This window comes from Deltaproteobacteria bacterium (genome assembly GCA_016709225.1).
Lineage (GTDB): Bacteria > Myxococcota_A > Polyangia > Nannocystales > Nannocystaceae > Xiheibacterium > Xiheibacterium phototrophicum.
In genome coordinates this window covers 1,780,059-1,794,393 of the sequence record JADJEE010000002.1, presented here as the reverse complement: position 1 = coordinate 1,794,393, position 14,335 = coordinate 1,780,059, and the positions used below count along the sequence as shown (strand labels likewise).

Below are 14,335 nucleotides of genomic sequence, written 5' to 3'. Positions count from 1 at the left end.
GGTGCGGCCTCGCATGAGCAACGACGCGCACGCCTCACCGCCCAGCACCCGACTCGCGCCGCTGTACGACGAGTCGGTGCCGACGCCCAGCCACGCCGAGCGCGCGCGCACCCTCGCGGCGCAGTGCAAGACCGGCACGCTGTGCACGCTCGCGCAGGATCCCGCCGGGCACCCCTACGGCTCGTTCGTGACGGTCGCGTTCGATCGCGGCCACCCGGTGTTCCTCATCAGCGAGCTCGCCGAGCACACCAAGAACCTCCGCGGCGATCCGCGGGCCTCGCTGCTCGTGAGCGCCGGCGAGGCCGTCGATCCGCTCGCCAACGGTCGCGTCACGCTGCTCGGCGAGTGCCGCCCGGCCAGCGATCGGGCCGCGGCTGCGGCGGCCTACCTCGAGCAACACCCCAACGCGTCCTACTACGCCGACTTCGCGGACTTCGGCTACTGGCGACTCGAGGTCACCGGCGTGCGCTACATCGGCGGCTACGGCCGCATGTCGTGGGTTGACGCCGGCGACTGGCTTGCCGCCGTGCCCGACCCGCTCGGGCCCCACGCCGTCGGCATCGTCCGGCACATGAACGACGACCACGCCGACGCGCTGCCGCTGTACTGCCGCGCGTTCTCGAAGGGCACCGCGGTCACGGTCGCCACCATGACCGGCATCGATCGCTACGGCTTCGAACTCTCGGCGCAGACCCCCGAGGGGCCGCGGCCGATCCGCATCGGCTTCGCCGCGCCCATCGCCACGCCCGCCGATGCGCGGCGCGTGCTGGTGGCGATGTTGCACGAAGCCCGCGCCGCGCTGGCGTGAGCGACGACGGACCTCAGACCGCGAGCCCCAGCGCCGCCGCGACGCCGGCGCCGTAGGCCGGATCGGCCTTGGTGCAGTTGGCCACGTGACGGCGCTTGATCGGCTCGGGCGCGTCGCCGAGTGCCCGCGCGGTGTTGTCGAACAGCAGCTGCCGCTGCGCCGGACTCATGCGCTCGAACAGCGCGCGCGGCTGTGAGTAGAAGTCGTCGTCGTCGTCACGATGATCGAAGTGGCCGGCGGCGCCGTGCAGCGGCAGCGGCGGCTCGCGGAAGTCGGGCTGCTCGCGCCACTGCCCCTGCGAGTTCGGCTCGTAGCCCAGGGTCGCACCGGCGTTGCCATCGACCCGCATCGCGCCGTCGCGGTGGTAGCTGTGGAACGGACAGCGCGGGGCGTTGACGGGGATCTGTCCGTGGTTCACGCCGAGCCGGTAGCGCTGCGCGTCGCCGTACGAGAACAGCCGCCCCTGCAGCATCTTGTCGGGTGAGAAGCCGATGCCCGGCACCACGTTGGCGGGGTTGAACGCGGCTTGCTCGACCTCGGCGAAGTAGTTGGCAGGGTTGCGATCGAGCTCGAGCACGCCGACCTCGTGCAGCGGGTAGTCGGCATGCGGCCACACCTTCGTGAGGTCGAACGGGTTGTAGGGGGTCTTGGCGGCGTCGGCCTCGGACATGATCTGCACGTACATGGTCCAGCGCGGGTGCTCACCGCGGTCGATGGCGTCGAAGAGATCGCGCTGATGGCTCTCGCGGTCCTTGCCGATGATGGCCTCGGCCTCGGCGTCGGTGAGGTTGCGGATGCCCTGCTGCGTGTGGAAGTGGAACTTCACCCAGTGACGCTCCATCTGCGCGTTGATGAAGCTGAAGGTGTGGCTGCCGAACAGGTGCATGTGGCGATAGCTGGCCGGGATGCCGCGATCGCTCATCGTGATCGTGATCTGGTGCAGCGCCTCGGGCAGCAGCGTCCAGTAGTCCCAGTTGTTCTTCGCGCTGCGGAGGTTGGTCCGAGGGTCGCGCTTCACCGCGTGGTTCAGGTCGGGGAACTTCAGCGGGTCGCGCAGGAAGAACACCGGGGTGTTGTTGCCGACCAGGTCCCAGTTGCCCTCCTCGGTGTAGAACTTGATCGCGGCGCCGCGGATGTCTCGCTCGGCGTCGGCGGCCCCGCGCTCACCCGCCACGGTCGAGAAGCGCACGAACACCTCGGTGCGCTTGCCGACCTCGGCGAACAGCTTGGCGCGGGTGTAGCGGGTGATGTCCTTGGTGACGGTGAAGCTGCCGTAGGCACCCGAGCCCTTGGCGTGCATGCGGCGCTCGGGGATGACCTCGCGGTCGAAGTGCGCCAGCTTCTCGAGCAGCCACACGTCCTGCAACAGCACCGGGCCGCGCGGTCCGGCCGTCATCGAGTGTTGGTTGTCGGCCACGGGGGCGCCCGCGGCGGTCGTGAGGGTCTTGCGGTCGGTCTTGCCGTCGGTCATGGGGCTAGCCTGCCGCCGTGGTCGTGATTGGTCCAAGACAACGAAACGACATCTGTGATAGGCATTGACTATGAGTGGGAGCCGGGGTCGATGCTCGAGGCGCGCCGTGGTGATGCGCGTGGGAGGGCGCTCGTCGTGACGGGGGCGCCGCTGCCGTTCACGCTGCGGCAGCTGCAGTACGCGGTCGCGGTCGCCGACGCGCTCAGCTTCCGGGCGGCGGCGCAGCTCTGTCGCGTGGCGCAGCCCAGCCTCAGCGCACAGATCGCGCAGCTCGAGGATGCGCTGGGTGTGCGGTTGTTCGAGCGCGACCGCCGACGCGTGCTGGTGACCCCCGCGGGCGCAGAGCTGTTGACGCGCGCACGCGCGCTGCTGGCCGCGAGCGACGATCTCGCCGTGCTCGCGCGTCAGGCCGGCGATCCGCTGGCGGCGACCTTGCGGCTCGGCGTGATCCCGACCGTCTCGCCGTACCTGCTGCCGCCGCTGTCGACCCGGCTTCGACGTCGGCATCCGCGGCTCAGGGCGCTGTGGGTCGAGGACAAGACCGACGTGCTGGTGTCGTTGCTGCAGGCCGGCAAGCTCGATGCGGCCGTGCTCGCGCTCGAGGCCGACGTCGGCGAGCTCGATCACGAGGTCATCGCCCGTGATCCGTTCGTGCTCGCGATGCCGAGCGGGCACGTGCTCGCGCGACGCAGCGCGCCGGTCAAGGCGACCCAGCTGCGCGACGCCGACGTACTGCTACTCGACGAGGGCCACTGCTTCCGCACCCAAGCGCTCGCGTTCTGCGCGCGGGCGCGGGCCCACGAGCTCGAGTTTCGTGCGACCAGCCTCGGCACGCTGGCGCAGATGGTCGCCGGTGGCGCGGGGGTCACCCTGCTGCCGATGCTCGCGGTGGCGACCGAACGTCGCCGCGCTGCGCTCGAGATCCGTAGCTTCGAGGCGCCGGTCCCCAAGCGGACGCTGGCGCTGGTGTGGCGCCCGCGATCTCCGCTGGCCGCAGCGCTGCGGAGCCTGGCGGCGACGATGCGTGACGCATACCCCGCCGATGCCCGCGCGCCGACGGCGTGAACCGTGGCGTGCGCGCCACACCGCAACGCGTCGACGCGATCAGTCGGGCATGGCGACGTGCCGATCGATACCGCGGTTGCAGCGATGATGCGTCGAGTACGTAAACGCGACGCTTGGTCGTGCTGGATCGTCAACCGAAGTGCATGAAGCGGAACGACAGGGGGCGGCGGGCCATCGCCCGTCGCTACGGCAGGAGAACACACGACATGAGACATGCACTTCGCAACCTATGCCTTGGCGCCGGACTCGTCGCTGGCTGCACCAGCGATGGTGGCGGCGACGGAACCGACACCGATCCCTCGAGCTCGACCGGCAACGACAGCGACTCGAGCGCGACCACGGTCTCGGCCAGCAGCGCCGAGACCTCGACCGGCAACCCCACCTCGGACTCGAGCAGCTCGCAGGGCCCGACCAGCGGCACCAGCACCGACACCGATGCCGACACCAGCGCGGGCTCGAGCTCGACGGGCGTCATCGATCTGCCGCCGCCCAGCGAGGACTGGACGCGCGACATCCTCACCACCGACCTGCAGCTCGACCTCGGGGCGCTGTCGGGCGTCGCGACCATCACCATCGCCGGCTCGGCCGACTCCACCGGCGCGTCGCTCGAGATCGGCGGCCTCACCATCGACAGCGTCACCAGCGATCTGGGCGACGTGATGTTCGACGTCCACGACGGCCAGCTCGATCTCGGCATCCCCAGCGGTGGCGACTTCACCTTCGTCGTCAGCTACACGTTCGCATCGGTCGACGGCAGCTTCGATGGCTGGGACCCGACCTCGCAGGTGACGTTCCTGTGGCCGTACTTCTGCGGCAACCTCTTCCCGTGCAAGTCGGATCCGTCCGACGGCGTGCAGTTCACGATGAACGTCACCGGCTTCGCAGGCGATCAGACTGCGATCTATCCCGCGTCGATCCCCGGCGATGCGCCGTCGTATCAGCCTGCGGTCGCGGTCGCGGCATTCACCGAGCTGGTGCTCGATCCGACCACCAACGGCACCGCGGTCTCGACCTGGTACCTACCCGGCGGCCAAGCCGACGCGACCATCGGCTCGCAGCACCTGAGCGCCGTGTTCGACTTCTACGAGCAGACCTACGGCGACTACAGCTTTGGTGATCACGTCGGCACGGTGTCGGCCGACTGGGGTGGCGGCGACTACGGTGGCATGGAGCACCATCCGTACTGGCATGTCTCGAGCGGCTCGATGGACCGCGAGGACGTGCACGCCCACGAGGCCGCGCACGGCTGGTACGGCGACGGCGTGCGCATCGCCTGCTGGGAGGACTTCGTGTTGTCCGAGGGCACTGCGACCTACCTGGCCGCGCGCGGCCTCGCCGAGTCGGGCGTGGATCTGTGGCCCGACTACGAGTGCGGCCTCGTCAGCGTGTGCGACGGTGGCGTGAACCCGGTCGTGCTGCCCGACTCGACCTGCAACGGCATCGACATCCTCAACGACGACCTGTGGTCGTACGCGCCGTACATGAAGGGCGCGTGGTTCTACCGCGGCGTGGCCGAGCTCATCGGCGAGGACCAGCTCGACACCGCGCTCGCGGAGTTCTACGCCGACCACGTCGGCCAGGCCGCGCGCATGCAGGACATGATCGATCACCTGCATGACTACGGCGACGCCGCGGCGATCGACGCCCTGGCGGACGCATGGCTGCGGCAGGTCGAGTGCCCGGTCGACGTCGGCAGCCTCTGCGCGGGCTGAAGACGTCGCCGACTGGAGCGTCGTCACCCCGCATCGGGTGGCGGCGCGTCGCGGTGGGCTCACGGCAGCGCGGTGCTCGACGAGCGTCAGCCCCCGGACAGCAGCAGCGTGATCGACTCGTCGTCGTAGGTCGCGGCGATGATGTCGTGCTGGCCGTCCTCGTCGAGGTCGGCGGTGTGGACACGGATCGCCGGCGACGGCAGGCTGCGTTGCGCCGGCGCGCCGAAGCCACCCGCACCATCGCCCGGCCACCAGTGCACCGACGCGACCGCGTCGTCGACGGTGACGAGGTCGAGCGAGCCATCGCCGTCGACGTCGCCGAGCGTCGCGGCGTAGGGCGATGCACCGCCGAGATCGAGCACCGCGTCGCCCTCGAAGTTGCCGCCACCGACGGCGTGCTGCACCTGCGCTGCACCCTCGTCGTTGCTGGTGACGACGATCTCGTCGAGGCCGTCGTCGTCGAGATCGCCCACCAGTGCGGCCCACGGCGAGAGTGCGACCCCGAGCTCGAGCGGGAACGCGAACGCCGAGGGCGGCGGACCACCGATCAACCGCACGACGTCGTGGCCCTGATCGACCAGCGCGACGTCGAGCACGACGTCGTCGTCGAAGTGGCCGGCCACGAGCGCGTTCGGATCGAAGCCGCTCTGTGCCACGTTGCCGAGCGAGATGGTGCCGCCGGCCCAGAAGCCGGTGCCACCATTGGACTCGAACAGGTCGATCGCGAGCACGTGCTCGATGAAGTCGTCATTGACGCGAACCGACATCACGTCGCCATCGCCGTCACCCTCGAGGTCGGCGATCACGCTCGAGCGCACGCCGATGGCGTCGACGTCGGGCCAGATCGACCACGGCGACAGCGTTGCATTGGCCGCAGCGACCAGCGCGGTGACGGGATGACCGTTGCAGCCGGCCACCAACACGTCGTCGCGGGCATCGTCGGAGAGGCGACCGACCACCGGGTACGCGCTGCAGCCGACCAGGCCGTTGTCGAGCGGTGCCGCGAAGGTGCCGTCGCCGAAGCCGAGCAGCGTCGCCGAGCGCACGACGGTGGACTGCACGCCGGTCACGAGGAGATCGACGTGACCGTCGCCGTCGAAGTCGCCGAGCTCGAGCGACAGCGGCGTGAAGTCGAGGTCGAGCGGGATGACCGTCGCGTCCCCCGGGCTCACGCCGCCGCTGCCACCTCCGCCGGCGGGCTCGCCCGAGCTGCTACCGGCGTCCTCGGTCTCGACGTCGGGCGACGTCGATGGGCCCGAGCCGTCGGTGTCGCTCGTCGCCGCAGTGGCCGACGGATCGTCGCCACCGTTGCCGCCGCCGGGCAGCTGGCAGCCCCACACCGAACCAACGAGCAGCAGACCCGAGCCAGCGATCCTACGCATGCCCCCCGCCATGGTCGCCGCGATGGCGATCCGTGTCGTGCGACTCGCTAGAACCTCGCCACGCCGATCTGGAACGACACCGACTGCAGCGGTCGGGTCTGGGCCAGGATCGCGAGGTCGTAGCCGATGCCGACGGTGAGCGTGAGCTCCTGGGGCAGCGGGATCAGGCCCATCAGCTTGAGCGGCACCGCGAGGCCGGTCTCGCGCAGCGCACCGTCACCGGGGCCACGACGGCCCGCGACCGCGAGGCCGATGCCGGGGATGAACGCGATGTACTTGCGTCGCGCGAGGAAGCTCAGCGCGAAGTGGCCGTAGTGCCCCTTCACGGTCTTCGACGCGAGGTTCGCACCGACGGCACCGCCGACCAGCGCGTATACGCCGAAGCGCTCGCTGAAGTTGAAGCCGACCGCGGCATCGAGGTTGTACGAGGCACCACCGTCGCGCAGCGTCGGCGTGCGCCAGCGGGTGTAGCCGATGCCGTGCAGGGTGAAGAGCCCGAGCTTGTGGTACTTCCACGTCGGTTTGGCGGGCTGCTTGGCCGGTGGCGTCGCGTCGGCCGGAGCCGGCGTCGCCGCCTTGGGTTCGTCGGACGCGAGCGAGGCGACGTCGGCCTTGGCGATCGATACCACCTTGCCGTCTTGCTGCTGCACGACCGCATGCGTGCCCTCGTGCGCGATCAGCTTGCCGCGGACGGGCTCGCCGTCGCGGCGCTCGAGCACCACCGGCTTGTCGCGCATCGCCGCCCATGCGGCGTCGTCGATCGGTGCGGCCGGTGCCGTCGCCGTCTCGGGCGCGGCCATCATCGGCGCGACCTCCGACGCCGGAGGCGTGGCGGCCGGAGGCGTGGTCGCGGGCGGCGTGGCGGCCGGAGGCGTGGTCGCGGGCGGCGTGGCGGCCGGAGGCGTGGTCGCGGGCGGCGTGGTCGCGGGCGGCGTGGCGGCCGGTGGTGTGGTGGCCGGAGGCGTGGTGGCCGGAGGCGGCGTGGTGGCCGGAGGCGTGGTCGCCGGAGGCGTGGTCGCCGGAGGCGTGGTCGCGGGTGGCGTGGCGGTCGGAGGCGTCGCGGTCGGCGGTGGATCGGCCGGTGGTGGCGCGGCGGCGGGCGGCGTCGCGACGGGTGGCGTCGCGGAGGGCGGCGTCGTGACGGGTGGTGGCTGTGGCGTCGGAGCGACCGCGCTCGGTGGTGCGGCCGCAGCGGGTGGGCTCGCACTCGGTGCGGTCGGGCTCGCGATCGCATGGGGCTCGGCCTGGGCCGAGCTCGGCCACGCCAGCAGCCCCAGCGACGCGATGATCACCAGCCGTTGCACCCCATGAGTGTGGCCCGAGCGTGGGTGACCGGGCAACCCGACAGGGACGCTTTGGCGAGCTACATCACAGTGCAACAGGCCCTTGGTGACACGATGGACCGCATCCGGACAGCGTGCTCGCGTCGCGCCGCCGTGGTCGCGCTTCGCTGCGCGCGCGTCAGAGGCAGTTCGCGATCGCGCCGTCGCAGTCGAGCCCTGCGCCGCCCGGGTCGTAGTACGAGCCGAAGCACGCGACCACGGGGTCGGTCTCCTGGTAGCACCACTGGTAGTACTCTTCGCTCTGGTCGTCGGTGCACGGGGTGCCGACGAGGTCGTCGAAATAGCAGTAGCAGAGCACCTGCATGTCGAGCTCGCAGTCGGCATCGGCGAACCCATCGCAGGTGCAGCGCTGTTGGTCGGGCGCGCAGTCGGTGCCGGTGTGCCCGGTGGTCAGGCACGACTCGGCGCAGGTCGATGGAAGCCACTCGCCATCGATGCACTCCTGGAACGTCTGCGTGCCTGCGGCGCAGTAGGTGTCGCCTTCGAAGCAGGACGGCTCGCCGCCGGAGCTCGACTCGCCGGCCCCACCCGAGGAGTCGCCCGGTGCATCACCCGACGAGCTCTCGGCGGCGGCGGTGGTGCCTTCGCCGCTGCTGTCGTCGCCGCTGTCGGTGGGCACGAGGACGCAGAGGCCCGAGTAGCAGGTCAAGCCGTCGAGGCAGACCTCACCGTCGACACACGGGCACGTCTCGTAGCCGGGGATGCACAGAACGTCGCCCGTGGTGGTTTCGACCGCGACCGTGGTGTCGGCGGTGGTCGGGCTCGACGGCGAGGTCGAGCCCGAGTCGCCGTCTGCCGACGTGTTGCCGCCGGTGTTGCAGGCGAGCGTGACGAGGAACCCGAGAAGAAAGGGGGCCAGCAGGGGCGAGTGGTGCACGGGTCATTTCCCCCACGGGCGGGGGGCTCCGACTCCCAGTGTCGTGTCGCGGGATTTCGATCCGTCGGCGCAGCGCTGCGCGTGCGACCCCTGCGGATCGATGCCGCGCTAGTAGCGGATCTCGGTGCGGAACCACACCGCGCCCGAGGGCTTGTCCGGGTTGCCGGCCGCGTTCGCCAGGCCCGGGCCCGGCAACAGCACGCCACCCTGCAGGCCCGCCATCAGCCACAGCTTGCGGATGTCCACGCGCCCGCGGATGCCGACGTCGAGCTCGGTGCCGTAGTAACGCTTACCGCCGTCGCCACCGGAGCTGTTGGTCGGCACGCCGCCGTTCAGGCGTGTGGTGTACGGGTCGATGATCGGCACCGGTGCGACCGCCAAAAGCGGGCCGCCCCAGATCTCGAGGCGCTCGCGGAAGGCCCAGCGCGCCTTGGGCTGGATGTACAGCGCGTTGCTGACTCCGCCGCGCGTGGGCAGGTACTGCGTGCCGTTGAGCGGCACGCCGGTGAGCTGCCCATCGGTGGCGAGCATCTCGGTCTGCGCGCTGCGCCAGGCGTTGACCTGGTTGAACAGCACCAGCCCGACGGTGTGGCCCGGGTCCATCGTGAAGTTGTTGATGAAGCGATCGCTGGGGTTGGGATCGCCGCTGGCGTAGCCGGCATCGAAGCCGACCAACCAGCTGTCGTGCTTGCCGATGTAGCCGCGCGCGACGCCGCCGCCCTGGACGATCTTGTGGGGGCCGTTCTCGTCGCGCGCGATGGTCGAGCGCCCGAAGATGATCGCGGTCTCGAATGCACCGATGAGCTGCAGCTTGTCCGACAACCAGCGCGTGCCTTGGCCCTCGATGTCGACCACACCGACCTCGGTGGTGTCGTCGTGGGGGTACACGTCGCCATCGTCGGCCTTCTTCTGCTTGCGGTAGACCGCGTAGGCACCGATCTGGTTGCCAGGGTTCTTCTCGGGGGCGTAGCGCAGCAGCAGCAGCGCCTGGCCAGCGAGGTCGCCCTTGGTGAGCTCGACCAGCTGGTCGCGGAACACGAGGTCGCCGCCGACGCCGATCACGAGGTCACGAACCTTGCCGCCGCGGTACTGGAACGGCTTGGTCGCGAACAGCAAGCGCTCGTAGATGCCGCCGCGCCCGTCGTCGCCGAAGCGCAGGTCGCCGAATCGATCGACGTAGTTGCCGCTGTTGGCCAGCATGCCCTGGCCCCACGTGAACGCCTGCTGGCCCAGGCGCAGCAGACCAAAGCTCAGGCGGTACTCGAGGTACAGCTCGCGGGGGTCGACGATGCGGAGCTTCGTGCGCTCGGGCGGCTGACCGTCTTGGATGATGCGATCGACGACCGGGTCGTCGCTGCCATCGGGCGCCCAGCGTCCGTTGGCGAGGTCGAGCATGCCGACCAGCTTGAACTTCTTGCCGATCGCCAGCGTGGGGTTCCAGCGGATGCGACCGGTGGTCATGCCGTGATCGCGGTAGCGGTGGCCGAAGCGATCGAGGGTGAACGGCGTGACGGTGCCGACCTGGTTGCGGACCTGGAAGCCGGGCGTGAACTTGACGCGCCGCTTGCCGACCACCGCGATCTCGTCTTCGGGGTAGCCGTAGCCCTCGATGGTCGCGAGTGCCCGCGGCACTGGGCGCTTCTTCTTGGGTACGTAGCCGGGCTCGGTCGGCGGCATGAGGCCGCCCGCGTCGGCACCGGTCGTGGTGCCCGCATCGGCACCGGTGGTGGTGCCCGCGTCGGCGCCGGTCGTGGTACCCGCGTCGGCGCCGGTCGTGGTGCCCGCGTCGGCACCGGTCGTGGTGCCTGCGTCGGCGCCGGTCGTGGTGCCCGCGTCGCCCGCCGGCGCCACGACCTCCGGCATTGCGACGCCGCCTTCGGGCACGACCTGTCGTGGACCCTCGTAGTCGCGGCCAGCCGGGGCTGCCGCGGTCGCAGGCGCGGGGGCTGCAATCGCGAGTGCAAGGCAGACGCTGACGAGCATGCGCGCGGGAGGCTATCCCGCTTTGGGTGCGAGGCTCAAGCGCGGGGGCGTGCACAAGCAGGCGCCCGTGTTCCAACACACGCACGCGGGGCCCCTTGCGTTCAGTGTTCGTGGCGCGACCCGAGTCCGAACCACGCGACCAGCTCGAGTCCCAGCACCACCTCGAGTCCACCCATGCGCAGAACCGACGCGGTCCCGTTGGTCGACGCCACTGCGACGTCGACCGTGCGTGCGCCGTGCTCCGGCACGAACGAGCCGGCCAGCTCGATGCGCGGCCCGATTCGCAGCCAGCTGTCGCCCTGCCGATCGGCCGCGATGCGCAGACCGGGTGAAATCTGCAGCGCACCGCCGACGAGCGGCCGTCGACGCGCCGTGGCGTCGCCGAGCTGCAGGGGTGCTCGCGCACCGTCGCGTCGCAACGCCCACGGCTCGACCGTGAGCGCGCCACCCAGCGCGAGCTCGAAGGCCCGCGCCCGCCACACCCAACCTGCGCCGACCTCGACGCGCGCGCGTAGCAACGACAGCCCCGAGGGCCCGTGTCGCCGCCCGGCCATGCGGACGCCGGCGGTCACCGCTGCCCCGGATCGATGTCGCGCCACGATCGCGACCCGACCGGCGCCGGCGGCCAGCGCATCGGCCTGCACCCGTGGGGCCGCGCCGATCACCACCGCGGCGTCGAGGCTCGGCCCGAGCTCCCAGATCGGCACGAACGCCGGCCGCGGCGGTGGGTCGGCGGGCGGCGGCGCAGCGGCGGGCGGCGGCGTCGCGGGTGGCGTGGGGGCGGGCGCGGGCGCGGGCTCCGGTGGCGGCGGCTGCTCGACATCGACGCGATCGGGCTGCACCTCGCCGGCCTCGATCGCAAACGTCAGGTTGGCGAGCGTGGTCGCGGTCGGCCGCAGCGGATCGTCGCCGGGCGCGAGCGTGATGCGGCGATCGAACGCCGCACCTTCGGCGGTGATCAGCGTGAACACGACCGCATCGTCGTGCCGCTCGACCACGACGTAGTCGGCCACCGGCGGCCGCTCGGCTTGCATCGCGAGCAGCGGCCGCAGCGGCAGGCGCAGCGCCAGCGAGGTTCGCAGGGGCGTCAGCTCGATGCCGTGCACATCGAGCACGAGCGGCCGCGTGCGCATGTCGTTGCTCGGCGGGTCCGCGGCGGTGGCCGGAGGGTCCGCGCTCGGTGCGTCGCCGTCGGTGATCGTCGGCGGACTCGCCGGCGCCGCTGCCAGGTGCAGCGCGAGCACGGTGCCGAGCGCATTCATGCCGGGGTCCTGCACTGCCCGCCGTCGCAGACCTGCGCGGGGTGACACTCGTAGTCGCAGGCGCCACAGTTGCGAGGGTCCGAGCTCACGTCGGTGCAGGCCTTGTCGCACGCGTCGGGGAAGCCATCGCAGCTGGTGATGCACTCGCCGCCACCGCAGAGATCTCCGCCGCAGCCACGGTCGCACTCTCCGCAGTGATTCGGGTCGATCTGCAGGTCCACGCAGGTCGAGCCGCACGGCGCGAGGCCGACGCCACAGGTGCAGCTACCGTCCACGCACAGCATCACGTCGTCGTCGCAGGACTCGTCGCACGTGCGCACGCACGAGCCGGCCTCGCACACCTCGTCGCCGTCGCACCAGCGGTCGCACGCACCGCAGTTGGCGGGGTCGTCGTCGAGCGAGACACAGCTGTTGCCACACACCGTCGTGCCGGTCGTGCACGCAGCCACGCACTCGCCCTCGACGCACAGCTGATCGTCGCTGCAGGCCACTCCGCAGGCGCCGCAATGGTTGCGATCCTGCTCGAGGTCCACGCACCGCTCGCCGCACACGACCTCGAGTCGCTCGCAGATCGCGTCGTCGTCGAGCGGCACGACGTACTGCAGCGCGCATCCCAACGACAGCGAGAGCGCGAGTGAGGCGAGGCGAGCCGAGTCGAACGTCATGGTGGGGTCGCGCGCCAGCGCTCCGCCTCCGAGACGTGTGCGCCGCGGGGATGATGCACGAGATAGTCGGCCCAACACGCGCTCACAGCGTTGGTGTCGCTGGCGCGGTGACAGATGCCGGCGCGCGCGTCATCGGCGAACTCGCCGCGAGGAAAGCGTGCGAGGTAGGCCTTCCACATTGCGACCTGGCCGGCGCTCCCACGGCGCTGGCGCGCGAGCGCGAACAGATCGGCGTAGGCCAGCTCGGCCCGCCGCGAGCGTCCGGCCTTGCGGGCGATTCGCTGCAGGGTCCGCTCGGCGAGCTCGAGCTCACCGGCCTGCCATGCGCGCTCGGCCTCGGCCTCGAGCGCATCGAGATCGTCGGCGGGCCGGCGAGCCGTGGGCATCGGGGTCGGCGCGGGCGTCGTGAGCTGTTCGGTCGGTGGCGGCACGACGATGGGCGTCGGTCGCTTCGGCGTCGGCGCAGCCGCGCGGCGTGCCGTCCACTCTGCGCGGGCCCGGTCGCGCTGCAGTGTGCGACTGGCGGTGTCGCCGTCGATGCGCGAGCGCAGCTGCGGCGATTGCAGGACCGCGGGGCTGGCGAGCCACAGCACCAGCGCGGCCGCCATCGCGAGCACGGTCGCGCCTGCGGCGGCCCACACCGCTGGTCGTCGTCGTCGCAGCGCGGGTGCCTGGGGAATCGCGGCCAAGTCGCGCTCGTGGAGGTCGCGTTCGACCACGCCGCGCAGCGCCGCGGCGAAGCTCGCCACGCCCGGATCGCCGCCCGCCTGCATCGCACGCATGCGCGACAGCGGCATCACGTCGTCGTCGTCGACCTCGTCCGCGAAGGCGTCCCAGCCCGGTGGCACCGCTGCGGGATCCTGCGCGCGGGCGCGTGCGAACACGTCGGCGAGGTCGGGCACCGGCGCGAAGCGGGCGATGTCTCGCTCGGTCGCATTGGCCAGCGCGCGCGCCCACGGCTGCAGCCGCTGCTCGTCGTGGTCGAGCGTGCTCACGACGCACCCGCGGGGCTGGGGTCGAGCCAACCGAGCCGCTCGAGCTCGGCACGGATGATCGTGCGCGCCCGGCTCGCGCGCACGCGGACGTTGCCGACGCTGACGCCAAGTCGCCCGGCGGCGTCGGCGGCCGAAAGCCCCTGCACGTCGATCAACAGGAACGCCTCGCGCAGCGAGACCGGCACCTCCTCGAGCACCGCGCGCAGCACCTGTGCACGGCGGTCCTGCAGGTGGTGCTGCTCGGGATCGTCGGGGGCGTGCCCGAGCGCGCTCGGGGTGACGTGCTCGAGTCGTTCGTACGCGCGCCCGCGTCGGCCCTGTGTGCGCCAGTGCCTGCGCACGAGGTTGTGGGCGATGCCGCGCAGCCACGTCTCGACGCTCGCGCGGCCGTCGAAGCCCTGCAGGCCGGTCAGCGCCGCTGCGAAGGTCTCCTGCACGATCTCCTCGGCGAGCGCCGAGGCCCCGACCATGTACGCGACGTCGCGGAAGACGCGATCGAAGCTCTGTTGGTACAGCCGCGCCCACGCGCGCCCATCGCCCGCCTTTGCCCGCTGCACCAGCTCGGCGGCGCCGTCGGCCGGGCGCACGCCGGTCGATGTGCCCGCTGCGTTCGGCGCGCCCGGCAGGGGCGTGATGGTGTGCGGGCCGCTCATGGGTCTCGTACGCAGGGTGCCCGCACGGCTCCGATCATTACAAGCGCACCCGTGGCGCAGCTGCGGCGGCGGCGGCCGGCCGAGGATGGGCCGTAACGTCGGCCCGGCAGCGGGCACGA

13 protein-coding genes are annotated in these 14,335 nt (G+C 71.4%); 4 read left to right on the top strand and 9 right to left on the bottom strand.

Annotated elements, in window-relative coordinates; all coding sequences use genetic code 11:
* Positions 1–13: 13 nt before the first annotated feature.
* Positions 14–808 (top strand): DUF2470 domain-containing protein, encoded by a 795-nt coding sequence (locus IPH07_21610; protein MBK6920010.1) that lies wholly within the window; start codon positions 14–16, stop codon positions 806–808.
* A gap of 13 nt (positions 809–821) precedes the next feature.
* Here IPH07_21610 and IPH07_21605 read toward each other — a convergent pair whose 3' ends face one another.
* On the bottom strand, positions 822–2,279 hold the full coding sequence (locus IPH07_21605) for a catalase (protein ID MBK6920009.1): 1,458 nt from the start codon (positions 2,277–2,279) through the stop codon (positions 822–824).
* Between the two features lie 90 nt (positions 2,280–2,369).
* Between IPH07_21605 and IPH07_21600 the strand changes: the two genes are divergently transcribed.
* Positions 2,370–3,344 (top strand): LysR family transcriptional regulator, encoded by a 975-nt coding sequence (locus tag IPH07_21600; protein MBK6920008.1) that lies wholly within the window; start codon positions 2,370–2,372, stop codon positions 3,342–3,344.
* Positions 3,345–3,550: 206 nt separating this feature from the next.
* A complete protein-coding gene (locus tag IPH07_21595) occupies positions 3,551–5,056 on the top strand; it encodes a peptidase M1 (protein ID MBK6920007.1) in 1,506 nt (501 codons plus the stop codon).
* A gap of 86 nt (positions 5,057–5,142) precedes the next feature.
* On the opposite strand, the gene IPH07_21590 is transcribed toward IPH07_21595, so the two are convergent.
* Together IPH07_21590 and IPH07_21585 are read right to left on the bottom strand one after the other, a co-directional pair.
* On the bottom strand, positions 5,143–6,438 hold the full coding sequence (locus IPH07_21590; GenBank protein ID MBK6920006.1) for a VCBS repeat-containing protein: 1,296 nt from the start codon (positions 6,436–6,438) through the stop codon (positions 5,143–5,145).
* Positions 6,439–6,485: 47 nt separating this feature from the next.
* Entirely contained in the window at positions 6,486–7,175 is a 690-nt protein-coding gene (locus IPH07_21585; GenBank protein ID MBK6920005.1) for a hypothetical protein, read from the bottom strand.
* Here IPH07_21585 and IPH07_21580 point away from each other — a divergent pair.
* Positions 7,165–7,749 (top strand): hypothetical protein, encoded by a 585-nt coding sequence (locus IPH07_21580; protein MBK6920004.1) that lies wholly within the window; start codon positions 7,165–7,167, stop codon positions 7,747–7,749. The genes IPH07_21585 and IPH07_21580 overlap by 11 nt on opposite strands.
* Before the next feature lie 150 nt (positions 7,750–7,899).
* Here the strand turns inward: IPH07_21580 and IPH07_21575 are convergent, their stop codons facing one another.
* The 6 genes from IPH07_21575 to IPH07_21550 all read right to left on the bottom strand — a co-directional run bounded on the left by IPH07_21575 (position 7,900) and on the right by IPH07_21550 (position 14,216).
* Positions 7,900–8,658, bottom strand: a complete 759-nt coding sequence (locus IPH07_21575) for a hypothetical protein (GenBank protein MBK6920003.1) — start codon at positions 8,656–8,658, stop codon at positions 7,900–7,902.
* A 108-nt stretch (positions 8,659–8,766) separates the two neighbouring features.
* Positions 8,767–10,641, bottom strand: coding sequence for a hypothetical protein (locus IPH07_21570; GenBank protein ID MBK6920002.1), 1,875 nt, complete (start codon positions 10,639–10,641; stop codon positions 8,767–8,769).
* Positions 10,642–10,742: 101 nt separating this feature from the next.
* The gene (locus tag IPH07_21565) at positions 10,743–11,903 is read right to left on the bottom strand and encodes a hypothetical protein (protein MBK6920001.1); all 1,161 of its coding nucleotides are present in this window, start codon (positions 11,901–11,903) and stop codon (positions 10,743–10,745) included.
* Positions 11,900–12,568 (bottom strand): hypothetical protein, encoded by a 669-nt coding sequence (locus IPH07_21560; GenBank protein MBK6920000.1) that lies wholly within the window; start codon positions 12,566–12,568, stop codon positions 11,900–11,902. Before IPH07_21560 ends, IPH07_21565 begins: the two co-directional genes overlap by 4 nt.
* On the bottom strand, positions 12,565–13,563 hold the full coding sequence (locus tag IPH07_21555) for a hypothetical protein (protein MBK6919999.1): 999 nt from the start codon (positions 13,561–13,563) through the stop codon (positions 12,565–12,567). The genes IPH07_21560 and IPH07_21555 overlap by 4 nt, the downstream gene beginning before the upstream one ends.
* The gene (locus tag IPH07_21550; protein ID MBK6919998.1) at positions 13,560–14,216 is read right to left on the bottom strand and encodes an RNA polymerase sigma factor; all 657 of its coding nucleotides are present in this window, start codon (positions 14,214–14,216) and stop codon (positions 13,560–13,562) included. The genes IPH07_21555 and IPH07_21550 overlap by 4 nt, the downstream gene beginning before the upstream one ends.
* Positions 14,217–14,335: the final 119 nt, after the last annotated feature.